Here is a 26,669-nt window from a genome sequence, read left to right on the forward strand (position 1 = left end):
CCAGGCGAAACGCCCCGGCGTTCCGCGTGCCTGCTCATGCGAGCGGAGCGCGCAAGGAACGACCACAATGAAACGCATGCTGATCAACGCCACGCAGGCCGAAGAACTGCGCGTGGCGACCGTCGACGGACAGACGCTCTACGACATCGACATCGAGCAACCGTCGCAGGAACAGAAGAAGTCGAACATCTACAAGGGACGCATCGTCCGCCTCGAGCCCTCGCTCGAAGCCGCCTTCGTCGAGTACGGCGGCGGCCGCCACGGCTTCCTGCCGCTGAAGGAAATCTCCCGCGACTACTACCAGTCCGGTGTCGACCACAACAAGGCCGGCATCAAGGAACTGCTGCGCGAGGGCCAGGAAGTGGTGGTCCAGGTCGACAAGGAGGAGCGCGGCAACAAGGGCGCCGCGCTGACGACCTTCATTTCGCTGGCGGGCCGCTACATGGTCCTGATGCCGAACTCCCCCACCGCCGGTGGCGTGTCGCGCCGCATCGAAGGCGACGACCGCGCCGAGCTGAAGAAGGCGATGGACTCCCTGTCGATCCCGGACGACATGGGCGTGATCATCCGCACCGCCGGCGTCGGCCGCGATGCCGAGGAACTGCAGTGGGACCTCGACTACCTGCTGAGCGTCTGGAAGGCCGTGTGCGAGGCCGCGCTGTCCAAGCCCGCGCCTTTCCTCATCTACCAGGAGTCGCGCCTGATCATCCGCGCGTTGCGCGACTACATGCGGCCTGACATCGGCGAGATCCTCGTCGACACGGAGGAAATGTACGCCGAGGCACGCGATTTCATCGAACAGGTGATGCCGCACAACCTTCGCAAGCTCAAGCACTACACCGACGACACGCCGTTGTTCAACCGTTTCCAGATCGAATCCCAGATCGAGAACGCCTACGAACGCACGGTTCGCCTGCCATCCGGCGGCGCGCTGGTGATCGACCAGACCGAGGCGCTGACGGCGATCGACGTCAACTCGGCTCGCGCGACCAAGGGCGGGGACATCGAGGAAACGGCTTTCAACACCAACCTGGAGGCCGCCGACGACATCGCGCGCCAGCTGCGCCTGCGCGACCTCGCCGGACTGGTGGTGATCGACTTCATCGACATGTCCTCCAACAAGCACCAGCGCGAAGTCGAGAACCGGCTGCAGCACGCGCTTCGCCACGACCGGGCGCGGGTCCAGATCGGCAAGATCTCGCGATTCGGCCTGCTCGAGATGTCACGCCAGCGCCTGCGCCCCTCGCTGGGCGAGTCGAGCCAGCAGGTCTGCCCGCGTTGCGACGGCCACGGCAGAATGCGCAGCGTCGAGTCGCTGTCGCTGTCGATCATCCGCATCGCGGAAGAGCATGCGATGAAGGACAACACGGGCCAGGTCCTGGTCCAGGCGCCGGTGGAGATCGCCAACTACCTGCTCAACGAGAAGCGGGGCGCGCTGCGCGAGATCGAGCAGCGCCACGACGCGCCAATCGTCATCGTCGCCGATGAGCAACTGCACACGCCGCATTACGAGGTCACCCGCCTGCGCGAGAACGAACTCGACGAAGAAGCCAGCAAGCCGAGCTATCGCCGTGGCACTCCGCGCAAGGTCGCGACGATCGCGCTGAGCAAGGCCAACCTCAATGTTCCGCCGGTCGCCGCCGTCACCAACGTCCGGCCCGCGCAACCGGCACCTGTCCGCGAGCCCAGGGAAGAAGTTTCCCCGGCGCCGGTCGCGGTTCCGCTTGCGCAGACGCCTGCCAGCAGCGGGTTCATCGGCTGGCTGAAGGGACTGTTCGCGGGCACCGACGGCGCGAGCGACGCCAACCGACCGCGACGCGCACCCGAACCGCAGGAACGGCCTGCCGCGCGCTCCAGGAACAACGACCGCGGGCAGTCGCGTCGCGGAGCCAAGGGCGACGGCGGCCGGGCCGGCGCACGTCGCGAGGCCCAGCCACGTACCGACGCGCAATCCGAATCGGCTCCGGCGAAGAAGAAGTCTGCCAGCGGCTCGAAGCAACGGACGCGTGGCGGACGTGGCAAGAAGTCGTCATCGAAGGTGGTTGCCGACGCCACGACCGAGGCCTCGTCGGCAGTCGCCGAGCCGCGCGCCGAATCCAGCCAGGTGCCACCCGAGGCCACGAGCTCCGCGGACCAGGTCGGGATCACGGGGGGCGTCGACGCGCCCCCACCTGGAGAGGCCAAGGAGCGCAAGGCGAAGTCCACGGCCGGCAGCACGGAAGGCGCGGACTCGGCGCCCTCCGGCCAGGGTGGCGACGCGACCGACAGCGGAACACCGAAACGGCGCCGCGGCCGTCGCGGTGGGCGGCGTCGGCGTCGGGGCGGGGAAGGCAGCAACAGCGATGCCGCAGCCCTCGACGACGCCAGCATGCACGAAGATGCGGCACCCGCCGATCGCACCCAGCCTGAATTCGACTTCGACGACAACACCGCTTCCCACCGTGCCCCGCGTCAGGCGCAGGGCGAAGCAGCTGGACCCGCTCCCCGCTCCGGCCACGCCGGTTCCTCGGCTGCGGAGGTTGCGCCCGAGGACACAGCGGAAGTCCGGCAAGCAACGGAGTCTGGCCACTCCACGGCTACGGCTTCCACGGACGCACGACCAGCAGCCACTGCAGTCCAGCCCGCGAACGAGACCGGGGGCGACGCAGTCGCGATTGGTACCAACCCGCCGGACACGGTCGCCGACGCGACGGAAGTGCCCGTCGGGGTTCCGGTGGATGGTAGCCAAGCGGGCTCGTCGTCCAGTGGAGCGGTAGACCGGTCCGACGCCGCAGCGAGCAGCATGACGCAGCGGTCCGTGGAACCGGATGATTCGTTCGTCGCCTCCCGGGCACCTCGGGGCCAGGCAACGGCCGAGGGCGACGCCTTGGTGGCGACCGGAACCGAGCCGCTGGAGGAAGATCCGGCTTCAGCGGCCGCAGTGGCGTCGGTACAGGGCGAGGATCATTCCCCGCGAAGCTTGTTCGATGACCATGAGACGGTGGTCGACCCGGACACCGCGTCACCGGCGGATGCGGCTGCGGTTGCGATTGCAGGAACCGGGGACGCGGTCGACGCCGAAAGCGGCAGCGAAGCGACACGCGACGCCTGATTCAGCTGATGCGCCACCCGGCACGGCCGGGTGGCGCCGTCACGGGATTCATCCCCTCCGACCCCTTTGGCTCGCCCAACCCCATCGCCCCGGCCGGCTTCAGAGCTCTTGCGCGGGGTCCGACAGTCCATAACGGCTCGCCAGGCGGGCCAAGGCGATGCTGTCCTGGATCTGCAGCTTCTCGAAGAGGCGGGACTTGTGGGTATTGACGGTCTTGGCACTGAGGCTGAGGCGTTTTGCGATGTCCTCCTGGCGAAGGCCCTGGATGAGCAGCATCGCTACCTCGATTTCCCGCGGCGACAGGCTGTCGAACGGAGATCGTTCCCCACCCAGTCCAGCCAGCGCGAGGTTTTGCGCCACGCCGCTGGCGAGGTAGCGCTTGCCCCGGGAGACGTCCCGGATGGCGCGCAACAGTTCGGACGCATCGCCCGCCTTGCCTACGTACCCGGAGGCGCCCGCGGCGATGAGCCGCTTCGGCATCGGCCCGTCTTCGAGCACCGACACCACGATGACCTTGCTTCCATATCCGCCCTTGACGATCCGCTCCGTCACCTCCAGCCCACTGACGCCGGGCAGGTGCAGGTCGCACAGGACGATGTCGGGCTTGAGGCTGCGGATTTGCGGCAGTGCGGCTTCCCCTGTCTCGGCCTCGCCCACCACCTCGATATCCACTTCGGATGACAGGATCATCCTCATGCCAGCCCTGACCAACGCATGGTCGTCGACCATGAAGACCCTGATCGTCATCCCTGAAGTCCCTTCTGGGCCAAAGGCGGCCAAGCGGCAGCCTAAGCGGCGGTTGGACGGGCGGCAAGCTCCTGAAAACCGTGGTGGCGTGTCAGGGTTTTCCGACGGATTGGCGGAGAGGGTGGGATTCGAACCCACGGTGGCATCGCTGCCACGCCGGTTTTCAAGACCGGTGCCTTAAACCGCTCGGCCACCTCTCCGATCCGCCGCGGATTGTCGCACGCGCACGCGCCCCAGGGCCCGCCACGGATCGCGCTAAGCACGGCCGCCTGGCCGTCCCATCGCGTCCACGCAATCGAGACGGGATCGCTCGATCAATGGCGGCAAGCGCTCGGCCAGGAAATCGATGAACACGCGCACCGCCGGCAACAGGCCGCGACGCGACGCGAACACCGCGTGCGCGATGCCTTGCGGCAGGCGCCATTGCGGCAGCACGACTTCCAGCTCGCCGTCGCGCACCGCCTGCGCGCACAAGGTCTCGGGCAGCATCGTCACGCCCAACCCATTCTTGGCCATCGCCATCAGCATGGGGAAGTCGAACCCGGATACCCGGGGCTTGATGTCGATGCGCCGCAACTCGCCTTCCGCGCCATGCAGTTCCCACCGTTGCCGCGCTTCGTCCTCTTCCGTCGTGAGCGTGACATGGTCGACCAACTGCTTCGGGTCGTCGGGGCGCCCTGCGCGATCCAGGTACCCGGGGCTCGCCACCAGCAGTTCCTCGATCTGCCCGAAGCTGCGCATGACCAGACTGCCGTCGTCGTCGAGCCGGGTGCGCACGCGGATCGCGACATCGAAGCCCTCGTTGATGAGGTCGACCCGCCGGTTGCTGACGTGCAGTTGCACTCGCACCTGCGGGTAGCGGGCAAGGAAGTCGGGCAGCAGGACGGGCATCTGCTGCTGCGCCAGGCTGACCGGGACACTGGCTCGTACTACGCCCCGTGGCTCCGCGCTCAGCCGATCGACGGCCTCTCGGGCGGCGGTGGCTTCCGCCAGCATCGACTGCACGTGGCGATTGACGCTCTGGCCGACATCGGTCACCGCGAAACGGCGTGTCGAACGCTGCAAGAGCCGCACGCCGAGATCGGCCTCCAGCTGGCTGATCCGTCGACTCAAGCGGGATTTCGGGATCCCGAGCGCGCGTTCCGCGGCCGCGAACCCGCCGTGCTCGACCACCATCGCGAAGTAATAGAGATCATTGAGGTCCTGCACGGCGATTTTTCCACGCATGGAACAAGGAGCGTCATTCCAGCACTTCCGTCCCAGCCACGCAACAAGCGACCCCGTGCGGCCCGCCCCTCAATCGATGCTCTGCACGCCACCCATCAAGGCCCGCAACGCCTCGGGAACTTCGATGCTGCCGTCGGCCTGCTGGTAGTTCTCCATCACGGCGATGAGGGCGCGACCGACGGCCACGCCGGAGCCATTGAGGGTATGCACCAGTTCCGGCTTGCCGGTCTCGGGGTTGCGCCAGCGCGCCTGCATCCGGCGGGCCTGGAAATCCCCGCAATTGGAGACGGACGAGATTTCACGGTAGCAATCCTGGGAGGGAAACCAGACTTCCAGGTCGAAGGTCTTGCGGGCCGCGAAACCCATGTCGCCCGAGCAGAGCAGCATGCGTCGGTAGGGCAGGCCCAGTTTCTCCAGCACCACCTCGGCGCACCGGACCATCCTTTCGTGTTCCGCCTCGCTTTCGCCAGGAACGGTCACCGCCACCAGTTCGACCTTCTCGAACTGGTGCTGGCGGATCATCCCGCGGGTGTCGCGGCCGTGGCTGCCTGCTTCGGCGCGGAAGCAAAGCGAATGGGCCGTCATGCGGATCGGCAGCCGCCCCGCATCGAGGATGTCGTCGCGCACCAGGTTGGTCAGCGGTACCTCGGCGGTTGGAATCAGGTACCGCCTGGTTTCACCGACGTCCAGGCCGAACAGGTCGTCCTCGAATTTCGGCAGCTGCCCCGTCCCCTGCATGCTCTCGGCATTGACGATAAGCGGGACATTGGTTTCCTCGTAACCATGTTCGGCGACATGCAGGTCGAGCATGAATTGCGCCAAGGCGCGATGCAGCCGCGCGAGCTGGCCGCGGAGCACGGTGAATCGCGCGCCGCTGAGCTTTGCGCCCGCGTCACCGTCCAGCCAGCCATGGCGGGCGCCCAGCTCGACATGGTCCTTGACCTGGAACCCGAAGCCGCGGGGCGTGCCATGGCGATGCTGCTCGACGTTTCCGCTTTCGTCACGGCCCAGGGGGACGGATTCGTCGGGAAGATTGGGCAACCCGAGTGCGATCGCCTCGAGCGCGTTGCGGACACGCTCCAGGCCGGCTTCGGAAGCCTTGAGCTCCTCGCCCAAGCCGGCCACCTCCGCCAGCAGGCCGCTGGCATCTTCACCCTTGGCCTTGGCCTGCCCAATCGCCTTGCTGCGGGCATTGCGCAGCTGCTGCAATTCCTGGGTTCGCACCTGGATGCGCTTCCGCTCGGCCTCGAGGCGCGTGATGGCGCCCGCGTCGAGGTCGAAGCCTCGGGTGGCGCGCAGGCGATCGGCGAGTTCGGCGGGAGTCTGGCGCAGCAGGTTGGGGTCGAGCATGGTTTCGGCGCGGGCATGAGGAACGGGGATTATCGCGTGTCGCACGAATGGCTGCCGAAGGCTGTGCCAGAATGCGATCCCTCCTCCAAGACCTCGGGTCCTCGCCCATTCCCCGAACGGTGCCCTCTTCCGCCTCCAGGCCCTGGTTCCGCCTTTCCGCGGGCGCCGCGTGGTCGATCCTCGCCGCCGCCGGACTCGGCCTGCTGCTGTTCCTGGCACTGTGGGTGGACCAGCGCAACGACCGTGATTTCTACCGGCAGGCCGAGGCGCCGCGACGCGCAGACGGGCAGGCCTTCGAGCCGCTGCCCGCGCCACCGGCGATCTCCGGGAGCATCGATACCCGCCTGCCCGATGCCGACCGGAATGCAGGAAGGGGCCAACCCCCGGACATCCTCCCCCCGCTGCCGCCGCCGGTCGCTCCACCTCCCGCCGAGCAACCGCCGCCGCTTCGCGCCGAGGCCACTGGCTTCACCAGCCCTCCCGTCCCGATCGACATGCCACCTCCGTCGTATCCGCCCGAAGCCATGCGGCGACGCGAGTCGGGAACCGTGCTGCTACGGATCGAAGTAGATGCCCAGGGCCGGCCGCATTCGATGGACATCGTCCGGGCCAGCGGCTCCCGGCACCTGGATCGCGCGGCGCTGGTGGCGGCCAGGTCCTGGCGATTCCGGCCCGCGATGCGGAACGGCGAACCCGTCTCCGGTACGGTCAACGTGCCGGTCAGCTTCGACGCCAGGCGCTGACCGGCGCGCAGGTTGCCTGCATGGTGTCCACCTGCTTTGAACAATCCGTGTGAAAGGCTTCGTCTCTTTCCCCCATCCTGCCCGGAGATCCACCATGACCGACCCGACCCATCGAGAGGACGCCCGAGGACACGGAAACGAACCGAAGCAAGGCTTCAATCCGCTCCTGTTGATCCTGGTGCTCATCGCGCTCCTTGCCTTCGGCTGGTACTGGTTCAACCAACGCGGCTCGGTGGAGCCGGCCAGTGCACCAGACGACATACCCGCGGTCGATATCGGTTCCGCCCGCGAGACAGCCGCCGAGACGGAGCGGGCCACGGCCAAGGCATCGCGTCCAGCCGTGCCGGCCGACCGGGACGCGTATGCCGTTGCGCGCCTGCAGCCGAGCTATCCGCCTACGGCCTTCCGCGCAGGAGAGGAAGGTACCGTCATCGTCCGGGTCGATGTCGATGCGCAGGGCAACGTCACCGCCGTCGATGTCGCAAGGCGCTCCGACTCGCGTGAGCTCGACCGCGAAGCGGTCAACGCGGTCAGGGAATGGACCTTCGAGCCCGCGATCCGGGGCGGCAAGCCGGTCGCATCGACCGTACAGGTGCCCATCGAGTTCAAGCTCGACGCGCAGTAGTCTCACCAGGCGAATCAGCGCGCATGCAGTCCGAATCCGGCCGTGCGCGCCAACATGTCGAAACCCGGGAAGGACGTCGCGACGTTGGCGACGTCCCGGACCACGATCCCGGATGCGGCCACCTGCCCGCCCACCGCGAACGCCATCGCCACGCGATGATCGCCCCGGCTGTCGACCCGTCCGCCCCGAAGCGTGCCCCCCTCGATGACGGCGCCGTCCAGGGTCTCCTGCACGGCGATGCCCAGGGAGCGGAGACCTTGCGCCATCGCCGAGATCCGGTCCGACTCCTTGACGCGAAGTTCGGCCGCGCCGCGGATCACCGTCGTGCCACGCGCACAGGCCGCCGCGATCGCCAGCACCGGGAATTCATCGATCATGTCGGCGACGAGGTCCTCCGGCACCGCGATCCCGGACAGCGGCGCATGGCGCACGCGCAGGTCGGCCACTGATTCACCGCCCTGCTCCCGCTCGTCGATCGCAGCCACGTCCGCACCCATCGCCCGGAGCACCGCCAGGAGCCCTGTCCGCCTGGGGTTGATGCCCACCGCCGGCAACAGCACCTCGGAACCCGGGACGAGCGTCGCCGCAACGACCAGGAATGCCGCCGAGGAAAAGTCGGCGGGCACCTGGACATGGATCGCACGCAGTCGATGTCCTCCGCGCAGCCGGGCCAGTCCGGGGGAATGCTCCACCGGCCAGCCGAACTGCCCCAGCATCCTCTCCGTGTAGTCCCGGGTCGGTCGCGGCTCGCGCACCACCGTTTCGCCGGCGCCGTAGAGCCCGGCGAGCAGGACCGCTGACTTCACTTGCGCGCTGGCGACCTCGGGCGTGAAATCGATCCCATGCAGGGCGGCGCCGCCACGAATGCGCAACGGCGGGCGCTGGCCATCATGCGATTCGACCCGGGCGCCCATCGCGCGAAGCGGCTCCATCACGCGCTGCATGGGCCGCGCCGACAGTGATCGATCGCCCACGAGCGCGCTGTCGAATGCCTGCCCGCACAGCAGGCCCGCGAGCAGGCGCATCGCGGTTCCCGCATTGCCGCAATCGAGGGGCCCTCGCGGTGCCTGCAACCCATCGATGCCGACGCCGTGAACCACCCGGCGAGAGGGCGCGGGTGCGTCGATCGCCACGCCCATCTGCCGGAAGATCTCCGCAGTGGCCCGCGTATCCTCTCCCTCAAGGAACCCATCGATCGTCGTGGTTCCGTCGGCGATCGATGCCAGCATGATGGCGCGATGCGAAACGGACTTGTCGCCGGGGACCCGGTGCGAACCCTGCAACGGTGTTCCCCGGGTGGCGAACCAGTCGACCGTTCCCCTGGGGGCCGTCACGAGTCGCTCCGGCGGGTCGCCAGCCTAACCATGGCGCCGGCCGAAGTCCTGCATGAAATCCGTCAGAGCGCGCACCCCTTCCAGCGGCAGTGCGTTGTACAGGGATGCCCGCATGCCGCCGAGGACGCGATGCCCCTTCAGGCCGATCAGGCCCCCCTCACGGGCTTCGGCCAGAAAGGCAGCGTCCAGGCCGGCATCGGCGAGGAAGAACGGTACGTTCATGCGCGAGCGCACCGCGGGGTCGACGTCGTTGCGGTAGAACCCGGCGGAACCGTCGATCGTCGAATACAGCAGCGCCGCCTTTTGCTCGCTGCGACGGGCGAACTCCCGCACGCCGCCCTCCTCGATCATCCACTTGAAGACCAGGCCCGCGAGGTACCAGTTCCACGTCGGGGGCGTGTTGAGCATGGAATCGCTCTTCAGGTGCGAGGCGTAACTGAAGATGTCGGCCCTGGGCTGGCCGGCGCGCTCCAGCAGGTCGCGGCGCACGATCACGATGCTGACGCCAACCGGCCCCAGGTTCTTCTGTGCACCACCGTAAACGAGGCCGTAGCGCGAAATGTCGAGCGGCTCCGATGCGATGCTGGAACTGAAGTCCGCGAACAGCGGCGCTTCGCCGACGTCCGGCGCCGGCTCCCCCCAGGCCGGCCTGAACTCGACCCCATGGATGGTTTCGTTGGCCGTGATGTGGACGTAGGCGGCGTCGCGCGACAGGCGCCAGCTCTCACGGGGGGGGATCGAACGGAAACCGTCGTCCTCTCCGCTGGCACTAATGTTGACACGGACGTAGGCGCCCGCTTGCCGGATGGCGGTCTTGCCCCAGTGGCCCGTGAGCACGTAATCGGCGCACTGCCCTGGGGCCGCGAAATTGAGTGCCATCAGGGCCTGGTGCGTGGTCGCACCCCCGGCCAGGAAGAGCACGCCATAGTCGTCCGGCACGGATAGCAGATTCCGCAGGTCCGATTCCGCCTCGGAGGCGACCTGCATGAACTCCGGGCCGCGATGGCTGAGCTCGACGATGGATGCCCGGGCGTCACCCCACTCCAGCAGTTCCTGCTGGGCACGGCGCAGCACTGGCTCGGGAAGCGCGGCGGGGCCGGCACTGAAATTATGGGCGCGGGACATCGGGGATCCTACGGAGATCGCGCCGGCCACCTACACGGGACGCGCGATGTTGGCGTCGATTATGCCGCATGCCGGGCCATCGCCTGCCCATACGAAGCGCGCTTCGGGCTTGCCAAAAGCGAGGCCGCCGCCAGCGCCTCCCATGGCAAGTGCATCTCACATCGCACGCGGCGTCGCTCTGTCCGGATGAGGAATGCTTCCTTACTTCTGCCTCTCCGTAACCACTTTTCGCACCGGCAGAGGAAGGTTCGCGGTGCCCGGTCCGCGGGATGCGGGCTGCTGCGCGTGGCAGGGCCGGCACAGTTAATTCTTGAACCGAGGGGCGAGCATGCGTCGCATCCCCCTTTGAACCGGTTCAGCAAGGCCCCCAAAATAATGACGCTCAGCGGCAACTTTTAACGGACTTTTAACATAAAGGTGGACTAGCTTCGCATTTCTGCCCCGCGACCGCGGCGCAGTTCACGAGAGGGGATTCTCAATGTCGATTCGATTCAGCGGCCTGAAGGCGGCTTTTGCCGTTGCCGCACTTACGGTCGTGGCGGGCGTGTCCGCGCAAAGCGGTCCCGCGAAACCCGCGACGAGCGCTGCCGAGCAAGCGCAGAAAATGCATATCGTCATGTTCCGCGAGGCGCCGCTTGCCACGTATGGCGGCGAGATCTCGGGACTGCCGGCCGCGCCCCGGTACAACAATGGCAAGCGAGCCGGAAGGATCGATGTCAAGTCCGCCGCGGCGGCAGCCTACGTCGGCAACCTGAAGAAGCGCCAGCAACAGCACGAGCGCGAGATCGCCAGCGACATCGGCCGCTCACTCAACATCCACTCCCGCATGCAGCATGCGGTGAACGCCATCGTCGTCGACCTGAGTCCGGTCGAGGCGGCGCAGTTGAAGCGCAGCACCGACATCATGCTCGTCGAGGCGTACCACGAGTACGTGCAGGACACCGATGCCGGCCCGGCCCTGATCGGGGCACCGGCGGTTTGGGCGAACGGCACCGGCCTGCCGCCCGGCCTGCGGACCGATGAGACCGGTCCCGCCCAGGGCGAAGGCATCGTGTTCGGCATCCTCGACTCGGGCATCAACTTCAACAGCCCATCGTTCGCCGCGATCGATGGCTACGGTTACCAGCACACCAACCCGCTGGGTGCCGGCACCTTTCTCGGCGCCTGCGCGCCGGGCGGCATCGACGATGGTGCCTGCAACGACAAGCTGATCGGCGGCTACGATTTCGTGTGCGGTGCGCCGGCCAATACCTGCAACTCCCCGGCCACCATCCTCGAAGAACCCAGTTTCGTCGACAACAACGGCCATGGCAGCCACACCGCTGGCACGGCCGCCGGCAACCAGCGCGATGCCACCTTCCGCGGTGCGCCCGTGCACATCTCCGGTGTCGCCCCTCGGGCCAACATCGTCGCGTACGACATCTGCTATACCCGCCGCTCCGACGGCAATGGCCTGTGCCCGAACGTTTCCGCCGTCGCGGCTGTCAACCAGTCGATCGCCGATGGCGTGGTCGACGTCATCAACTACTCGATCGGTGGCGGTGCATCGCCGTGGACCGAGTCCGTGTCCATCGCCTTCCTGAACGCGACCGACGCCGGCATCTACATCGCGGCTTCGGCCGGCAACTCCGGTCCGGGCGCATCGACCCTAGGCCATAACGAGCCATGGGTCGCCTCGACTGCCGCGGCCACGCACGACCGCCTCGGTTTCGACTTCCCCCTCAGCGTCACTGGGCCGGCACCGGTTCCGGCAGCCTTGGCGACCATCTACGCGACCCCGGGCGTCAGCAGCGTGCCCCATACCACCGCCATCCCCGGCACGACGCCGCTGGTGGTCAGCGCCGGCATCAACACTGCGAACGATGGCTGCAACGCGTTCGCCGCTGGCACCTTCCAGAGTGCGATCGCCGTGATCCGCCGCGGGTCCTGCGCGTTTTCGATCAAGACCAACAATGCAGCAGCCGCGGGCGCCATCGCCGTGGTCATTGCCAACAACGGCGCTGGCGGCCTCTCCCCGTCGGTACCGGGAACGACGATTCCGGCTTTCGGCATCACGCAGGTTGACGGCGATGCCCTTGCCAGTTTTGCCTCTGGCAAGACGGGTCTCACCGGCGGCATCGGCTATCCCGCCGTCCCGTCCCCCGGCGTCCCGGACGTCCTTGCGAGCTTCAGCTCGCGCGGACCGGCTGCATTCGACGTCCTCAAGCCGGACCTGACCGCACCGGGCGTGCAGATCCTGGCGGCCTATGCGGGTCCCCCGGATGCGCTTGCCATGATCAACGGGACGTCGATGTCCTCGCCGCACCAGGCCGGTGCCGCAGGCCTGCTGCGCCAGCTCCATCCGACCTGGAGCGTTCCCGAACTCAAGTCGGCGCTCGCGCTGACGGCCACGCAGGGCGTGCTGCTGGAAGACGGCGTGACGCCTGCCGGCCCGTTCGCACGCGGCAGCGGCCGGGTCCAGGTCGACGCGGCGGCGCGCGCTGGACTGGTCATGCATGAGACAGCGGACAACTACTACTTGGCCTACCCGGGCTTCGGTGGCGTACCCAGCTCGCTCAACCAGCCGTCCATGGCGAATGGCGAGTGCCGGGCCAGCTGTAGCTTCACCCGCGTGTTCCGCAGCACCCGCAAGAACTCTCAGTCGTTCCTGGTCAGCCTGGAAGGCCTGAACGGCAGCGTCTCGCTGGGCAAGTTCAACGTCAAGGCGTTCCGCACCCAGACCCTGCGGGTGACCATCGACAGCAGCCAGCTGCCGATCGGCGCGTGGAGCTTCGGCACCCTGGTGTTGACCCCGGAGGAACCGGGCAACAACAGCTCGCCGACGCTGCGGCTCCCGATCGCGGTCAAGGCCGCGAAGGTGGTGCTGCCGCTGCTGGAGGTGGGCAACCTGTCGCTGCAATCCGGCCAGTCGCAGTTCTTCCCGGTCAACGTGCCGGCAGGAGCATCCAGCCTGGTGGTGAAGACGGTCGGCCCCAACGGCGATGCCGACATCATTGTCCGAAATCCCAGTAGTGTGGTGGCATGCACCGGCTTCAGTGCCAGCAGCAACGAGGCCTGCACGATCGCCAATCCCGTCGCCGGCGCATGGAACGTCGAACTGGCCGCATTCGCCGCGTTCACAGGCGTTACCCTGACCGTGGGATATACCCAATAGCGATCTGCCGGCCGGTGCTCGCCAGCAGGTCCAACCTGCAGGCCAGTGCCAGCGACGGATACGGAAGGGCCCGGAGCAATCCGGGCCCTTTTTTCTGCTGGATCGGCCGGCATCCGCACTACCCGTGCGTGTCCCGATGCATCGGGGGGCGCGTGGCCGCCGACTGGTCCACCTTCAACCAAGCCAGGTGCGCCTGCGTGCCGTGGCGCCGGCAACGAGGCCCGCCCGCACTCGCCCCAATGGAAGTTTGCGACGATGAAAGTTTGCCGCGACGAAAATCCGGCTCAGCTTGCGCCAAACAACAGCAAGGCGCCCAGCGAGGCGGCCAGGAGAACCGCCGCCAGCAGCAGCCAGGGGAGCCGGTATGTCCCGCCCCGACTCTCTGCCGCAGGCATGGCTTCCGCGGTCTGATGCTCGCCATCATCCAGCAGGCCCCCGCGCGAATGGTGACTCGAAGTCCGCACAGGCGCCTCGACCACGAAACGGTGGTGTGCGTCGAACACGACCTGGTCGCCGGGCTTCAGGACCGCGTCCAGGACAGCCAAGCCATTGACCTCGCTACCGTCCGCCATGGAGAGGTCGCGGAGCACCACCTGGGTTCCCAGCAGTTCAAGCCGCGCGTGCCGCTCGGGGAACGCAGGATCATCGATGCGGATGTCGGCGTCGCGCGCGCTTCCAACCAGGCGAGGACGCTGTAGGGTGAAACTCCGGCCATGGTATTGGCCGCCTACGCCGCGAAGCACCACCCTGGGGTCATCCTCGTCCGTCTCTTCGAAGTCCTGCGCCATGGACGACAACGGCGCCGGTGCACGTACGGGTATCAGCCGCATCTCTTCGCCATCGACGTAGATCGCATCGCCGACCCTGAGCATGGCCATGCGGCGCACTTCCCGCCCGTTCACGTGGACGCCCTTGGTGCCCTCCGCCACGGTCAACCAGACACCGCGCCGGTCGACGCAGAAGCGCACGGCATGGTTGGCATCCGGCTCCAGCGGACCCAAGGTGCCCTTGTCGCTGCCATTGCGCCCGACGGCATTCACGCCGATCGCCAACGGCAATTCACGGTCCGTGTCGGCGAAACGCAATTTCAGGTCGTTCATGCGGACTGAATCTAGCATGCCGCCGGGCTTGGACGTGGGGCCGACACGCGCCAGAATGGTCGCCCCACCCCATGGTATGCGCGCATGGCCAGCATCGACATCTGCCACTCCCATGACCTCTCCCCGGCCAAGGCACGCAAGGCGGTCGAGCAGGCCGCGATCAAGCTCGGCGAGAAGTTCGGCCTTGACTACCGTTGGGAGGGCGACACGCTGCATTTCGCCCGCAGCGGCGTGGACGGACGCATCGCACTGGCGCCAAAACAGGTCCAGGTCACCGCGCAGCTCGGGTTCCTGCTGTCTGCGATGCAGGGTCCGATAGAAACCGAGATCAGGCGCGCGCTGAAGGAAAAACTCGCCTAGGGTGCCGCCGGGCGGCCTCAGGCAATCCCGGTGCCGAACGGGTCCGGTTCGCCGGAACGCAGACGCTCCGCCAGCGCGCGCTCGTCGTCGACGATTTCCCCGACGAACGCGGCCGCATCATCCAGAGACGCGAAGGCCGCATGGCCGCGCTCCAGGAACCCCTGCAGTTCCGTGAGGCCGGCAGCACGCGCCGGCCCCCGGGAAAACCCGAGCAATGCCCTCACTCCCGGAAGGTGCAGGGCGCGCGCGAACCCGCGGCCCACCTCCCCGATCAGGTCGATCTGCCGCCTGCGCAGGCGCGGCAAGCCCACATGGCGATACGCCTCAGCATACAACGAGGCATCGAGCCGCCGCCTGCGCGGCGCGCTGCGATGCAGGACCTCCGCCATCCGCAGGTCGAGCGCATGGGTGATCGACCCGAGTTCGATGGCATCGGCAACGGTGGAGAGCAGGGCCTTGGGCAGGAGGGCCTGCATCATCGGCAGCACGCGCGCGATATCGGCATCGCGGCGGCTGAAATCATGGTCGCCGTAGACATCCCGCAGGAAGAACATGGCCGCCGCGCGACGCCTGGGATCTTCCAGGAACCGCCGGAACGTGCACTCCAGGCGGGCCGCCTGCCAGCGTCGCAGCTCCGGCAACCAGCGCAGCGCATTGCGCGGCTCGCGAACCGGGTCATGCAGCGCCTGGTGGCAGGCCAGGCGGCGCTCGAGGCGGGTGAAGACGTCGGGCAAGCGCGGCATGGCTGTAGTCTGGTGGGCACGCGGGTGGGGCGGCAAGCCGGCCGACCTCCTCCGATACACTCCTGTCCCTTCCGGCTTGCATCGCCAATGCTTTCACTGCATTCCGCCCGGCCAACGCGCAGGCGCCCAGCGCGACGGACTCCCACGATCGGCCTGGCCGTCGCGGGCGGGGGTCCCATCGGCAGCATGTACGAGCTCGGCGCGCTGCGTGCCATCGACGAGGCGGTCGACGGCCTCGATCTGACCCGGCTCGACGGTTATGTGGGCGTGAGCAGCGGCGCCTTCCTGGCGGCCGGCCTGGCCAATGGCATCGGTACCGCGGAGATGTGCCGGATCTTCATCACCGGCGACAGCAGCGACATCCGCTTCCGCCCGGAAACCTTCATGCGACCGGCGTTGTTCGAGTACCTGCGGCGAGCGTCGCGACTTCCCGCGCTGGCCCTGGACTGGTGGCGCGGGTTCCTCCCCGGAACGGGCGAAAGCTACGCCTACGGCACCGGCTGGTCCGACCTGCTTGCGCGTTTCGGTGGCATGGTCCCGACCGGTCTGTTCGACAACGCCGAAGTCGAACGCTTCCTTCGGGATGCCTTCTCGCGCCGTGGCCGCAGCAACGATTTCCGCACCCTCGAGCGCCCGCTGTTCGTCGTCGCGGTCGATCTCGACAGTGGCGAAGCGGTCCGCTTCGGGGAAGCCGGATGGGACGACGTGCCGATCTCCCGCGCGATCCAGGCGAGCGCCGCCCTGCCGGGGCTGTATCCGCCGGTGGAGGTCCGTGGCCGGCATTTCGTCGACGGCGCCCTGCGCCGGACCATGCACGCCTCGGTGCTTCTGGAGCGCGACGTCGACCTGTTGATCGGCGTGAATCCCTTGGTGCCCTTCGATGCCTCGGCGGGGGATGCATCGGCCGGATCGGCGCAACCCCGCCGCCTGGCGGATGGCGGCCTTCCCGCAGTGCTGTCGCAGACATTCCGGACGTTGCTGCAATCCCGGATGCAGGTCGGCCTGGCCGGGTACGCACGGCAGTTCCCCCACATCGACCAGCTCGTGTTCGAGCCGAATGCGCGTGACGGGGAGCTGTTCTTCGCCAACGCCTTCAGCTTTTCGGCGCGGCGGCGCATCTGCGAACTGGCTTGGCGCAACACGATCGACGACCTCACCGCACGCCGGCAGCTGCTCGAACCGCTGCTGGTCCAGCATGGCTTGTCCCTGCGAGAGGCTGTGGTCGACGATCCCGGACGCAGCCTGATGAGTGGACTGGAGGACCCTCCACCCCGCGAAACCGACACCACGGCGCGCTTGCGCCGGGCCCTCGATGATGCCGATCGGATCGTGGGGGGAACAGGCGGGGGCTGAAACCATCACGCCCGCATGCACGCATTGGTTCCCGACATGGTGTGAATGCTCTAGACGGGCAGGCCAAGCTGGATGCACATCCGATTTCCAGCCGCCGGAGCTCACATGGCCAAGTTCAAGAAAAGCACGAGCAAGACGGGCAAGCGCGCCACGGGCAAGCCTGACGTGCAGGCACAGGCCGAACAATTGTCGAAGACACTCAGCGAGTCCGCCCAGCAGATCTGGCTCGCGGGCATCGGGGCTTTCGGCCGCGCGCAGGCCGAGGGCACCAAGCTGTTCGAAGGACTCGTCCGCGAAGGACTCAATCTCGAGAAGACGGCGCGTAGCTTCGCCGGCGGCCGTGCCGACGTGGTCCGCGATGCCGTCGAGGACAAGGTCGGCCAGGCGCGGGAACGGGCGACCGATACCTGGGACCGGCTCGAGAAAGTCTTCGAGGACCGGGTCCAGCGGGCCCTCGTGAAACTGGGCGTTCCCAGCCGTGGCGACCTCCGGGACTTGAGCAAGCGCGTGGATGAGTTGACCGGCGAACTCCGCCGGCAGCGCCAGCCTGCCGCGCGCAAGAAGACGACTCGCAAGGCCGCCGCGAAGACCACCAAGTCCACGGTGAAGAAGGCGGCGCGTAAAACGCCTGCCCGCAAGACCCCGACCCGAAAGACCAGTGGCAAGCGGAAGCCTTCCGCGGGTTGAAGTAACGCTCCAAGGGCGGCTCGCCAGCGTTTGCGCCCGTCGATCCAGATGAAGACCGAGAGGCTCCCCTCCCCTGCCGGCTTCGGATCGGCGGGCTCTTTTTCGTCCGGGCACCGCGCGTGGAGTGGCCTGCATCCACCCTCATAGCCGTTACGTACACGGAAGCGGCACGTCCCGCACGATATCGTCGCTGGACCGGCTTGGACCGGTTGCGGGTTTTACGATTATCCTGACGCCTCTTGGATGGAGTCCATCGAGTGAGTTCAGCCCTGCCCTGGATCGTCGCCCTGGTCATCACCGTCCTGATCGGAAGTGCCGCCACCTTCTACATCCGCACGATCATGCTGCGGAGGAACGAGGCCAAGGCGGGCATCACCGCCCTTTCGGCGATGTCGTGGCGCGAATTCATCCACCTGGTCCTCGAAGCCCTGCAACGCCGTGGTTACGAGACGATCGTCGACGAGGATGCCCCGTCGAGCAGCAGCGAGTACCTGTTGGCGAAGGACGGGCAACGCTGGCTGATGTCCTGCAAGCACGGCAGCGCCTTCGTGCTCGGGCCTGCGGCCGTCGGCGAGTTGGCGAAGGAGCTGAAGCTCAGCAGCGCCACCAACGGCATGATCGTGACCCAGGGCCGGGTGTCCGAGGACGCGCGTGGTCCCGCCAAGATGATGAAGATCGAGCTGCTCGACGGCCCGACGTTGTGGCCACAGATCCGAGAAGTCCTGCCGCGCGAGCAGATCGACCGCATCAGCGCCTCCGCCGGGAAGGACGTCCGCAAGCACGTGCTCCTGGCGTGGCTTGGGGCACTGGCGACAGGCGTACTGGCCCTGTTCCTGATGCCGGAACCCGTTTCCAGCCCGGGCACAGCCGGTCAGACGGTCGCCGCCACACCCGCGGCGGCCGAAGCGCATGCCACGCCAGTCGCAGGACCGACGCCGGGCGAAACCCCGGCCACGGTGCCCGCGGCGACCGACGAGGCAACGCTGGACAGGCAGCGAGAGGAAGTCGCCAAGGCGATCGGCACCTTGCCGATGGTGGACCGGGCGATCTGGCCCACCAAGTCCACGCTGGAAGTCCTGCTGACCGATACCAGCGTCGACGCCATCGCCGCCATTTGTCCCTTGATCGAACGCTACGAAGGCCTCGCCGCGTCTCGCATCCAGCTCACGCCTCCGCCTGGCAGCGAGGCGCCGGTGCGCTTCCGCCAGTGCCGGATGTTCTGATCAGGCGCTCTTGCTGCCAGCGGGACGCAGCCCCCGCCGGCGATGCATCCTGGGCGCCCCGGGGCGCCGGCGACCCGCGTGCCCTACCAGTGCACGCCGCGCATCATGGTGGCGAATGCAATCTGTTCGTTGCTCGGCTGCTGCTCGGCGACGCCGGCACCCTTGGGTGCCTTGGCTCCTCCCTTGGCCGCCGCCGAGTCCGGGAAGAGCTCGAAGGCGGTGTTCATGATGACCTCGTAGGCCTTCGGCGCCAATGCGTTGACCAGGGCCGAGAAGATCCCCAGGCGCGTCGCGATCCGGCTGGGCTTCTCGATGATCGCGCGGACCAGCAGGTCGGCGGCTTCCCCGGGCGTCAATGTCGGGACGCTGTCGTACATCTTGGTCGGGGCGATCATCGGCGTCTTCACCAGGGGCATGTTCACCGTCGTGAAGCTGATCCCCTTGCCCGACAGTTCGCCCTGCGCGCAGCGGCTGAACGCGTCGAGCGCGGCCTTCGAGGCGACGTAGGCTGAAAAGCGCGGTGAGTTGGCGAGCACCCCGATCGAGCTGACGTTGATGACGTGCCCCTTCCGCCGTTGCGTCATCGACGGCATGAAACCCATGATCAGGCGAAGGCTTCCGAAGTAATTGAGCTGCATGGTGCGCTCGAAGTCGTGGAAGCGGTCGTAGGACAGCTCGATCGAGCGCCGGATCGAGCGTCCTGCGTTGTTGATCAGGATATCGACGTGGCCATGCGCCTTGAGCACCTTGGCCACCAGGCGATCGCAATCGGCCATGTCGGCGAGGTCTGCGGTGTAGGCGAATACCTTGCCGCCGGCCGCCGCCATTTCGTCGCGCGCCTTGAACAGCTCGTCCTTGCCGCGCGCCACGATCACGGTCACGGCCCCCGCTTCGGCGACGCGCCTGGCGGTGGACAGCCCGATCCCCGAGGATCCGCCGGTGATTACCACGACCTTGTTCCGGACCTTGCCCTTCAGGGTGCGGTCGATGAACAGGTCGGGATCCAGGTGCCTCTCCCAGTAGTCCCACAGGCGCCAGGCATAGGTGTCCAGCGCGGGCACCGAGATGCCGCTGCCCTTCAGCGCCCGCTCGGTTTCGCGGCTGTCGAAGCGCGTGGGATAGGTGACGAACTTCAGCACGCTCCGCGGGATGCGGAAGTCCCGCAGCATCATGCCGATGAAACGTCGCACCGGCGGCAGGTTCCCCACCGCCATCCGGATGCTGCCCGGGACGAAGGCGAACATGCGCGCGTCGATGCGCATGGTCATCTCCGGCGCGTGCCCGGCGCGGGCGAAGGTGTTGAGAACTTCACCGACGCGCATGGGATCCGGGTCGGTCAGGTGGAAGGTGTGCCCATCGAGCCGCGGCTTGTGCGCGATGTGGTCCATCGCATCGGCGACGAAGTCAACGGGGACGATGTTGATCCGTCCGCCCTCGATGCCCAGCACCGGCATCCATGGCGGCAGCAGTTCGCGCAGCTTCTTGAGCAGGGTGAAGAAGTAATAAGGACCGTCGATCTTGTCCATCTCGCCGGTCTCCGAGTGGCCCACGACCATGCCCGGACGATAGACGCGCCACGGAATCCGGGATTCCTGCCGCACCAGCCCTTCCGATTCGTGCTTGGTTCGCAGGTAGGGGTCGTCCAAGCCCTCGGCTTCCTGGAACATGTCCTCGCGGAAGATGCCCGGATACAGGCCGGCCGCCGCAATCGAACTGGTGTGGTGGAAACACCCCGCCTGGATCGCCGCGGCGAGGTCGATCGCGTTGCGGGTGCCCTCGATGTTGGACACGCGTTGCGACTCGGCGCTGGCCTGCATGTCGTAGACGGCCGCCAAGTGGAAGAAGTGCTTGACCTTGCGCTTCAGTTCGCGCACCTGCGTGGCCGTGAGACCGCACCTTGGGGCGGTCATGTCGCCATGGAGCACGCGGATCCGCTTCCTGTCCCAACCCATCCTGCTTGCGATGGATTCCAGCTTCCTGGCGGACCCCTTGCGCACGAGGACGTGGATCGTGCCCTTGCGCCTGAGCAAACGCGCGACGAGGAAGCGGCCAATGAAGCCCGTGGCGCCGGTGACGAAATAGGACATGGCGGTTCCCACTCGGTGCGCCGCCGATCGCGGCCTCCCGGTACGGTGCCAGAGCATGGACGCGGCGACAATTCCCCGGCGTATTGACCCCCCTGTGCCGGCATGTTGTCATGCTGCGGTCGTCCCGAATCCCGGAGCCACCCCATGGCCGACCTGCAGCAACGCTTCGAGCAGGCGCAGAAGGACGTCCACGGACTGGACGCACGCCCGGACAACGACACCCTCCTTCGCCTGTACGCCCTCTACAAGCAAGGCAGCGAGGGCGACGTCAGGGGCGAGAAGCCCGGCTTCTTCGATTTCGTGGGAACCGCAAAGTACGAAGCCTGGGCCAGCCTGAAGGGTACGGACCCGGACGAGGCAAAGAAGAAGTACGTCGATCTCGTGAAGAAGCTGGCCGGCTGAGCCGGACCGCAACGACATGGCGCCACGCCAGACCCGCCAGCGCATCCTCGATGGCTCCCTCTCGTTGTTCAACACCCGCGGCGAGCCGAATGTCACGACCAACCACATCGCCGACGAACTGGAGATCAGCCCGGGGAACCTGTACTACCACTTCCGCAACAAGGACGACATCATCGAGCAGCTGTTCTCGCGCTACGAGGCGCGCATGGACGATGCGCTCGCCGCCCCGGACGGGCGCCTGCCGGGCCTGGAGGACATCTGGCTACAACTGCACCTGGTCTTCGAGTGCATCTGGGACCATCGGTTCCTGTACCGGGACCTGGTGGAGATCCTCAGCCGCAACCGCCGCTTGCGGATCCGGTTCGCGCGCATCCTCAAGCGCGCCGACGACCGCGCCCGGCTGGTGATCCGGGGAATGTCGCAGGCCGGCATCATCCGCGCGTCCGCGGCCGAGCTCGATTCCGCCGCGACCAACATCCTCGTACTGTCGACCTTCTGGCTCAATTACGCCGCGATTCGCGGCGACAAGGACGAGCACGCGGCCATCCGCGACGGGATCGTGCAGGTGATGATGCTGCTCGCCCCGTTCCTGCGCGATGCCGAACGCGTGCACCTGAACAACCTGACGCAGGCCTACCTGGACTAGGCGCGGCGCATGGCGCCTGCGGTCATGGGACTGTCGCGCGATGCACTTCGATTCGTCACGCGTGGAACATGCAATGACCCCGGGCGCGCGCCCGGCCCTCACTCAACCGGGGAATTCCATGCGCAACCGACGACCAGCCTTGCCGCCGTGGCGATCGCAGCGTCAGGCGCTCTCACTGCCGGTGCCGCCGACAGCGCAGACGCCTCGTTCGTCTTCCTGGCCGTGACCAGAGGGTCGAACGACTACCATGCGGCGACAGGCCACGAGGTCATCCACCCATCGATCGGATCAGGCGGCGGCATCGCGCAGATCAAGGCCGGCACCGTCGATTTCGGTTCCAGCGACAAGCCGCTGCCGCCCAAGGATCTGCTGGCTCGGGCCTGGTGCAGTTTTCCTCGGTGATCGGGGGCGCCGTTCCGGAATGGCGGTTCTCTCTCCCGATAATGCTACGGGCCCTTGGAGCCGCCTTTTCATTGTGCGAGGAACCGCGCGCCGGCACCAAGTCACACGGATGTAACAAAAACATCATTCCATAGGGCAGCGCGACACATACCCTGTGCCCGCGACCTCATTCGACTGGAGTCCCCATGTCCTCGTCCCTGGCCCGTCTCGCCGCATTGACCCTGTCCACCTTGCTCGTCGCCAGCGCCTGCAGCCCTGGCGGTGACTCGACGTCCGCCACGGCTGCCGGCAACGGCTCCGGCGGCGACGGCGGCTCGCAGATCTCCGGTGCGGGCGCGTCGTTCATCTTCCCCCTCGTGTCCAAGTGGTCCGCCGACTACAACGCGGCAACGGGCAACCAGGTCAACTACCAGTCCATCGGATCGGGCGGCGGCATCGCGCAGATCAAGGCCGGGACGGTCGATTTCGGTTCCAGCGACAAGCCCTTGTCGAGCGAGGAACTGGCCGAGGCCGGTCTCGGCCAGTTTCCTTCCGCGATCGGAGGCGTCGTACCCGTCGTCAACATCCAGGGCCTCAAGCCAGGCGAACTGAAGCTGACCGGCGCCGTGCTCGCGGACATCTTCCTCGGGAAGGTGGGTGCCTGGAACGCGCCGGCCATCGCCGCGCTGAACCCCGGCGTCGCACTGCCCGCCGAGAAGATCAGCATCATCCACCGCTCCGACGGCTCCGGCACCACCTTCAACTTCACCAACTACCTGTCCAAGGTCAGCCCCGAGTGGAAGGCCAAGGTCGGCGAAGGCACGTCGGTGCAATGGCCCGACGGCATTGGCGGCAAGGGCAACGAGGGCGTGGCGTCCTATGTCCAGCAGGTCAAGGGTGCCATCGGCTACGTCGAGCTGGCCTACGCGCTGCAGAACAACATGCCGTATGCCTCGCTCCAGAACGCGGCAGGGCAGTTCGTCCAGCCCAACGCCGACAGCTTCGCGGCCGCCGCCAGGACCGCGGACTGGGCCAGCGCGCAGGACTTCAACCTGGTGATCACCGATGCGCCAGGCGAAGGCGCATGGCCGATCACCGCCACCAACTTCATGCTGATGCACAAGCAGCCCAAGGATCCGCAGCGAAGCGCGGCCACCCTCGCCTTCTTCAAGTGGGCGCTCGAGAATGGCCAGGCGCAAGCCGCCGAACTGCACTACGTGCCGCTGCCTCCCGAACTGGTGGCGCAGATCCAGGCGTATTGGGCCTCGGAATTCAAGTGACGGGCGCGCGCGCTCGCCTGCCGGGCGGGCGCCTGCGCACCGGCGCCACTGCTGCGCAAACCTGGACGCAGCGCCCTGAGTCGGCCACGAATCCGAGGGTCCAGCCGCCGGAAGACCGATTCCGTCGTCGCGACCTGCCTGCCGTGTTCCGCGAGGTGACGTTCCAGAACGACCCAGCCACCGCACCAAGGCCAGACCAGCCCGCATGAACGCCAGTGCCCTTCCCGTCAACGTCGCACCACGGAGCCGCGACCTGCGTGACGCGCGCGCGGACCGCGTGTTCCGCTACGTCCTGCTGGCCACGGTCGTCTTCGTGCTGCTTGCGTTGGCCAGTGCGGCACTATCGATGCTGTGGGGCGGGCGCGAGGCGCTGCAGGCGCAGGGCTGGAGCTTCTTCTTCTCCGCCGAATGGAATCCGGTCGAGAACAGGTACGGTGCACTGGCACCGATCTACGGAACCATCGTCACCGCGATGATCGCGATGATCATCGCGGTGCCGATCAGCTTCGGCATCGCGTTGTTCCTCACCGAAGTGGCGCCCCGCTGGCTGCGCGGCCCGATCGGTACCGCCATCGAGCTGCTGGCCGCGATCCCGTCGATCATCTACGGCATGTGGGGGCTTTTCGTCCTCGTGCCGATGATGACCGAGTACGTCACGCCGTGGCTGAACGACCATGCCGGGGCGATTCCCTTCCTCGGCGTGTTGTTCCAGGGCCCGCCGCTGGGGATCGGCATCCTGACCGCGGGGTTCGTGCTCGCGATCATGGTCATCCCGTTCATCGCCTCGGTGATGCGCGAGGTGTTCCTGACTGTGCCCGCGCGCCTCAAGGAATCGGCCTACGCCCTGGGGTCGACGCGATGGGAAGTCAGCTGGGACATCGTCCTGCCGTACACGCGGTCCGCGGTCATCGGCGGCATTTTCCTGGGCCTCGGCCGCGCGCTGGGGGAAACGATGGCGGTGGCCTTCGTGGTCGGCAACAGCGTGCGCCTGTCGCCGTCGCTGCTTGAACCGGGCACCACCATCGCAGCGCTCATCGCCAACGACTTCGGCGAGGCCACGGACACGTATCGATCGGCCCTCCTGCTGCTCGGGTTCGTGCTGTTCATCGTCACCTTCGTCGTGCTGGCGATCGCCCGGCTGATGCTGATGCAACTGGCACGGAAGGAAGGCAGCTGATGGGCACGGCACGGGCGCTGGCCACGGCGGACCGCCTGCATCGGCGGCGCAAGCTGGTCAACGGATTCGCGCTCGCGATGTCCTGCGTCGCCGCCGTGTTCGGACTGGTCTTCCTCGCGTGGATCCTGTGGACGCTGGTCTCGAAGGGCATCGGCGGGATCGACTGGGCGCTCTTCACCCAGGACACCCCGCCGCCGATGCAGGTGGGCGGCCTGAGGAACGCCTTCTTCGGCTCCGCCGTCATGTGCGCGCTCGCCATCCTCATCGGCGCGCCGTTGGGAGTCGCTGCCGGCACCTGGCTGGCGGAGTACGGCGCCGCCCGCAAGACCGCGACCATCGTCCGCTTCGTCAACGACATCCTGCTGTCGGCACCGTCGATCGTGCTCGGCCTGTTCGTCTACACCTTGATCGTGATGCAGACCGGCGGGAACTTCTCCGCGCTGGCCGGCGCCATCTCCCTGGCGTTCATCGTGTTGCCGGTCGTCGTGCGCACCACCGACGAGATGCTGCGGCTGGTGCCGGCGCAGATGCGCGAGGCGGCGCTTTCGCTGGGCGTGCCGCACTGGAAGGTGATCATGCAGGTGCTGTATCGCAGCGCTTCGGCCGGCATCGTCACCGGCATCCTGCTCGCGCTGGCGAGGATCTCGGGGGAAACCGCTCCCCTGCTGTTCACCGCCTTCGGCAACCAGTACTGGAACAGCAACATCCTGCAGCCCATGGCGAGCGTCCCGGTGGTGATGTACCAGTACGCCGGCAGTCCCTACGAATCCTGGCAGACGCTGGCCTGGGCCGGTGCCCTGGTGCTCACCGTGTTCGTGCTGCTGGTCAGCCTTGGCGCGCGGGCGCTGCTGCTGCGCAAGCGCATCGCCAACGACTGACACGACACCCATTTCAAACGGAACATGTCGATGAACGAGATCCAAGGCACCCACACCACCGAAGCGGCCATGTCCGCCGCGCCTTCGCGCGCCGTTGCCGCGTCGGTGCCCATCAAGATCTCCGTTCGCGGGCTGGATTTCCACTACGACAAGTTCAAGGCGCTAAATGGCGTCAGCATGGACATCCCGGAGAAGCGCGTGACCGCGCTGATCGGTCCGTCGGGCTGCGGCAAGTCGACGCTCCTGCGCGTGTTCAACCGCATCTACGCGCTCTACCCGAAGATGGAGGCGAGCGGCGAGATCCTGCTCGACGGAGACAACATCCTGGGGCCGCGATACCCGATGAACCGGCTGCGCAGCAAGGTCGGCATGGTCTTCCAGAAGCCGGTGCCCTTCCCCATGACGATCTTCGAGAACGTCGCCTACGCCATCCGCCACCACGAAAAGCTGTCCAAGGCCGACATGGCCGAACGCGTCGAGCAGGCATTGCGCCAGGCGGCGATCTGGAACGAGGTCAAGGACAAGCTCGGCCAGAGCGCGCTCGGACTGTCCGGCGGGCAGCAGCAACGGCTGTGCATCGCCCGGGCCGTCGCGCTGAGGCCCGACGTGCTGCTGCTGGACGAACCGACATCTGCCCTCGATCCCATCTCCACGAGCCGCATCGAGCAGCTGGTCGAGGAACTGAAGCAGGACTACACGATCGTCATCGTGACCCACAACATGCAGCAGGCCGCCCGCGTCTCCGACTACACCGCCTTCATGTACCTGGGCGACCTGATCGAGCACGACACCACCGAAACCATCTTCTCCAACCCGCACAAGCAGCAGACCGAGGATTACATCACCGGCAGGTTCGGATGACCGGCCCCGCCTGACGAATGCGGCCACGCATCGACCCAGGCACGCCGGATTCACCGAAAGACCGCACACCCCGCAGTTTTCCCAGCCCTCTCCCG

General features: G+C 67.1%; 20 protein-coding genes, 1 tRNA gene and 3 pseudogenes. 15 read left to right on the top strand and 9 right to left on the bottom strand.

Going from position 1 to position 26,669, the window contains the following annotated elements; genetic code table 11:
• Positions 1-67 precede the first annotated feature (67 nt).
• Positions 68-3,091 carry a ribonuclease E/G gene (locus ABD970_RS09100; protein ID WP_345295165.1) on the top strand — a complete coding sequence of 1,008 codons (3,024 nt, stop codon included), beginning with the start codon at positions 68-70 and terminating at the stop codon, positions 3,089-3,091.
• A gap of 99 nt (positions 3,092-3,190) precedes the next feature.
• On the opposite strand, the gene ABD970_RS09105 is transcribed toward ABD970_RS09100, so the two are convergent.
• The 4 genes and pseudogenes from ABD970_RS09105 to serS form a co-directional block, all read right to left on the bottom strand.
• Entirely contained in the window at positions 3,191-3,838 is a 648-nt protein-coding gene (locus tag ABD970_RS09105; protein ID WP_345295166.1) for a response regulator, read from the bottom strand.
• A gap of 110 nt (positions 3,839-3,948) precedes the next feature.
• Positions 3,949-4,038: transfer RNA gene (locus ABD970_RS09110), tRNA-Ser, on the bottom strand.
• 91 nt (positions 4,039-4,129) lie between these two features.
• Positions 4,130-5,065, bottom strand: a pseudogene (locus ABD970_RS09115) (LysR family transcriptional regulator); the annotation flags it as partial.
• Between the two features lie 69 nt (positions 5,066-5,134).
• Positions 5,135-6,415 (bottom strand): serine--tRNA ligase, encoded by a 1,281-nt coding sequence (gene serS, locus ABD970_RS09120; RefSeq protein ID WP_345295167.1) that lies wholly within the window; start codon positions 6,413-6,415, stop codon positions 5,135-5,137.
• A gap of 119 nt (positions 6,416-6,534) precedes the next feature.
• On the opposite strand from serS, the gene ABD970_RS09125 reads away from it, so the two are divergent.
• Together ABD970_RS09125 and ABD970_RS09130 are read left to right on the top strand one after the other, a co-directional pair.
• On the top strand, positions 6,535-7,158 hold the full coding sequence (locus ABD970_RS09125; protein ID WP_345295168.1) for an energy transducer TonB: 624 nt from the start codon (positions 6,535-6,537) through the stop codon (positions 7,156-7,158).
• A gap of 94 nt (positions 7,159-7,252) precedes the next feature.
• Entirely contained in the window at positions 7,253-7,783 is a 531-nt protein-coding gene (locus tag ABD970_RS09130) for an energy transducer TonB (RefSeq protein WP_345295169.1), read from the top strand.
• Between the two features lie 14 nt (positions 7,784-7,797).
• On the opposite strand, the gene aroA is transcribed toward ABD970_RS09130, so the two are convergent.
• Both aroA and serC read right to left on the bottom strand, forming a co-directional pair.
• Complete coding sequence (gene aroA, locus ABD970_RS09135; RefSeq protein WP_345295170.1) at positions 7,798-9,117, bottom strand: 3-phosphoshikimate 1-carboxyvinyltransferase; 1,320 nt, start codon at positions 9,115-9,117, stop codon at positions 7,798-7,800.
• Positions 9,118-9,141: 24 nt separating this feature from the next.
• The gene (serC, locus tag ABD970_RS09140) at positions 9,142-10,242 is read right to left on the bottom strand and encodes a phosphoserine transaminase (RefSeq protein ID WP_345295171.1); all 1,101 of its coding nucleotides are present in this window, start codon (positions 10,240-10,242) and stop codon (positions 9,142-9,144) included.
• 478 nt (positions 10,243-10,720) lie between these two features.
• On the opposite strand from serC, the gene ABD970_RS09145 reads away from it, so the two are divergent.
• Positions 10,721-13,396 (top strand): S8 family serine peptidase, encoded by a 2,676-nt coding sequence (locus tag ABD970_RS09145; RefSeq protein WP_425563074.1) that lies wholly within the window; start codon positions 10,721-10,723, stop codon positions 13,394-13,396.
• A gap of 284 nt (positions 13,397-13,680) precedes the next feature.
• On the opposite strand, the gene ABD970_RS09150 is transcribed toward ABD970_RS09145, so the two are convergent.
• Positions 13,681-14,496 carry an FHA domain-containing protein gene (locus ABD970_RS09150; RefSeq protein ID WP_345295699.1) on the bottom strand — a complete coding sequence of 272 codons (816 nt, stop codon included), beginning with the start codon at positions 14,494-14,496 and terminating at the stop codon, positions 13,681-13,683.
• An 84-nt stretch (positions 14,497-14,580) separates the two neighbouring features.
• On the opposite strand from ABD970_RS09150, the gene ABD970_RS09155 reads away from it, so the two are divergent.
• Positions 14,581-14,856 (top strand): polyhydroxyalkanoic acid system family protein, encoded by a 276-nt coding sequence (locus tag ABD970_RS09155; RefSeq protein ID WP_345295173.1) that lies wholly within the window; start codon positions 14,581-14,583, stop codon positions 14,854-14,856.
• 17 nt (positions 14,857-14,873) lie between these two features.
• On the opposite strand, the gene ABD970_RS09160 is transcribed toward ABD970_RS09155, so the two are convergent.
• Positions 14,874-15,599 carry a DUF8198 family protein gene (locus ABD970_RS09160; RefSeq protein WP_345295174.1) on the bottom strand — a complete coding sequence of 242 codons (726 nt, stop codon included), beginning with the start codon at positions 15,597-15,599 and terminating at the stop codon, positions 14,874-14,876.
• 87 nt (positions 15,600-15,686) lie between these two features.
• Here ABD970_RS09160 and ABD970_RS09165 point away from each other — a divergent pair, with 87 nt between their 5' ends.
• The 3 genes from ABD970_RS09165 to ABD970_RS09175 all read left to right on the top strand — a co-directional run bounded on the left by ABD970_RS09165 (position 15,687) and on the right by ABD970_RS09175 (position 18,862).
• The gene (locus ABD970_RS09165) at positions 15,687-16,952 is read left to right on the top strand and encodes a patatin-like phospholipase family protein (RefSeq protein ID WP_345295175.1); all 1,266 of its coding nucleotides are present in this window, start codon (positions 15,687-15,689) and stop codon (positions 16,950-16,952) included.
• A 105-nt stretch (positions 16,953-17,057) separates the two neighbouring features.
• Positions 17,058-17,639: a phasin family protein gene (locus ABD970_RS09170; RefSeq protein WP_345295176.1), complete on the top strand. Its 582-nt coding sequence runs from the start codon at positions 17,058-17,060 to the stop codon at positions 17,637-17,639.
• Positions 17,640-17,896: 257 nt separating this feature from the next.
• The gene (locus ABD970_RS09175) at positions 17,897-18,862 is read left to right on the top strand and encodes a restriction endonuclease (protein WP_345295177.1); all 966 of its coding nucleotides are present in this window, start codon (positions 17,897-17,899) and stop codon (positions 18,860-18,862) included.
• Between the two features lie 83 nt (positions 18,863-18,945).
• Here the strand turns inward: ABD970_RS09175 and ABD970_RS09180 are convergent, their stop codons facing one another.
• Positions 18,946-20,949: an SDR family oxidoreductase gene (locus ABD970_RS09180; RefSeq protein ID WP_345295178.1), complete on the bottom strand. Its 2,004-nt coding sequence runs from the start codon at positions 20,947-20,949 to the stop codon at positions 18,946-18,948.
• A gap of 144 nt (positions 20,950-21,093) precedes the next feature.
• Here ABD970_RS09180 and ABD970_RS09185 point away from each other — a divergent pair, with 144 nt between their 5' ends.
• From ABD970_RS09185 to pstB, 7 genes and pseudogenes are all read left to right on the top strand, one after another.
• Entirely contained in the window at positions 21,094-21,351 is a 258-nt protein-coding gene (locus tag ABD970_RS09185) for an acyl-CoA-binding protein (RefSeq protein ID WP_345295179.1), read from the top strand.
• 16 nt (positions 21,352-21,367) lie between these two features.
• Positions 21,368-21,997, top strand: coding sequence for a TetR/AcrR family transcriptional regulator (locus tag ABD970_RS09190; RefSeq protein ID WP_345295180.1), 630 nt, complete (start codon positions 21,368-21,370; stop codon positions 21,995-21,997).
• Positions 21,998-22,144: 147 nt separating this feature from the next.
• Positions 22,145-22,416 (top strand): annotated as a pseudogene (locus ABD970_RS09195) (phosphate ABC transporter substrate-binding protein PstS); the annotation flags it as partial.
• A 300-nt stretch (positions 22,417-22,716) separates the two neighbouring features.
• A pseudogene (pstS, locus tag ABD970_RS09200) lies at positions 22,717-23,658 on the top strand (phosphate ABC transporter substrate-binding protein PstS); the annotation flags it as partial.
• Between the two features lie 205 nt (positions 23,659-23,863).
• A complete protein-coding gene (gene pstC, locus ABD970_RS09205; protein ID WP_345295182.1) occupies positions 23,864-24,835 on the top strand; it encodes a phosphate ABC transporter permease subunit PstC in 972 nt (323 codons plus the stop codon).
• Complete coding sequence (gene pstA / locus ABD970_RS09210; RefSeq protein ID WP_345295183.1) at positions 24,835-25,713, top strand: phosphate ABC transporter permease PstA; 879 nt, start codon at positions 24,835-24,837, stop codon at positions 25,711-25,713. The genes pstC and pstA overlap by 1 nt, the downstream gene beginning before the upstream one ends.
• 69 nt (positions 25,714-25,782) lie before the next feature.
• On the top strand, positions 25,783-26,574 hold the full coding sequence (gene pstB, locus ABD970_RS09215; protein WP_345295700.1) for a phosphate ABC transporter ATP-binding protein PstB: 792 nt from the start codon (positions 25,783-25,785) through the stop codon (positions 26,572-26,574).
• The last annotated feature ends 95 nt before the right edge of the window (positions 26,575-26,669 follow it).

The sequence above is a fragment of the Luteimonas vadosa genome (assembly GCF_039543545.1).
Taxonomy (GTDB): Bacteria; Pseudomonadota; Gammaproteobacteria; order Xanthomonadales; family Xanthomonadaceae; genus Luteimonas; species Luteimonas vadosa.

Coding starts and splice junctions, on each gene's coding strand:
- pstA (WP_345295183.1), top strand. CDS start 24,835: ATGGGCACGGCACGGGCGCTGGCCACGGCGGACCGCCTGCATCGGCGG.
- ABD970_RS09190 (WP_345295180.1), top strand. CDS start 21,368: ATGGCGCCACGCCAGACCCGCCAGCGCATCCTCGATGGCTCCCTCTCG.
- serS (WP_345295167.1), bottom strand. CDS start 6,415: ATGCTCGACCCCAACCTGCTGCGCCAGACTCCCGCCGAACTCGCCGAT.
- ABD970_RS09150 (WP_345295699.1), bottom strand. CDS start 14,496: ATGAACGACCTGAAATTGCGTTTCGCCGACACGGACCGTGAATTGCCG.
- ABD970_RS09100 (WP_345295165.1), top strand. CDS start 68: ATGAAACGCATGCTGATCAACGCCACGCAGGCCGAAGAACTGCGCGTG.
- serC (WP_345295171.1), bottom strand. CDS start 10,242: ATGTCCCGCGCCCATAATTTCAGTGCCGGCCCCGCCGCGCTTCCCGAG.
- ABD970_RS09165 (WP_345295175.1), top strand. CDS start 15,687: ATGCTTTCACTGCATTCCGCCCGGCCAACGCGCAGGCGCCCAGCGCGA.
- ABD970_RS09130 (WP_345295169.1), top strand. CDS start 7,253: ATGACCGACCCGACCCATCGAGAGGACGCCCGAGGACACGGAAACGAA.
- ABD970_RS09105 (WP_345295166.1), bottom strand. CDS start 3,838: ATGACGATCAGGGTCTTCATGGTCGACGACCATGCGTTGGTCAGGGCT.
- ABD970_RS09180 (WP_345295178.1), bottom strand. CDS start 20,949: ATGTCCTATTTCGTCACCGGCGCCACGGGCTTCATTGGCCGCTTCCTC.
- ABD970_RS09145 (WP_425563074.1), top strand. CDS start 10,721: ATGTCGATTCGATTCAGCGGCCTGAAGGCGGCTTTTGCCGTTGCCGCA.
- ABD970_RS09160 (WP_345295174.1), bottom strand. CDS start 15,599: ATGCCGCGCTTGCCCGACGTCTTCACCCGCCTCGAGCGCCGCCTGGCC.
- pstC (WP_345295182.1), top strand. CDS start 23,864: ATGAACGCCAGTGCCCTTCCCGTCAACGTCGCACCACGGAGCCGCGAC.
- ABD970_RS09170 (WP_345295176.1), top strand. CDS start 17,058: ATGGCCAAGTTCAAGAAAAGCACGAGCAAGACGGGCAAGCGCGCCACG.
- ABD970_RS09185 (WP_345295179.1), top strand. CDS start 21,094: ATGGCCGACCTGCAGCAACGCTTCGAGCAGGCGCAGAAGGACGTCCAC.
- pstB (WP_345295700.1), top strand. CDS start 25,783: ATGTCCGCCGCGCCTTCGCGCGCCGTTGCCGCGTCGGTGCCCATCAAG.
- ABD970_RS09155 (WP_345295173.1), top strand. CDS start 14,581: ATGGCCAGCATCGACATCTGCCACTCCCATGACCTCTCCCCGGCCAAG.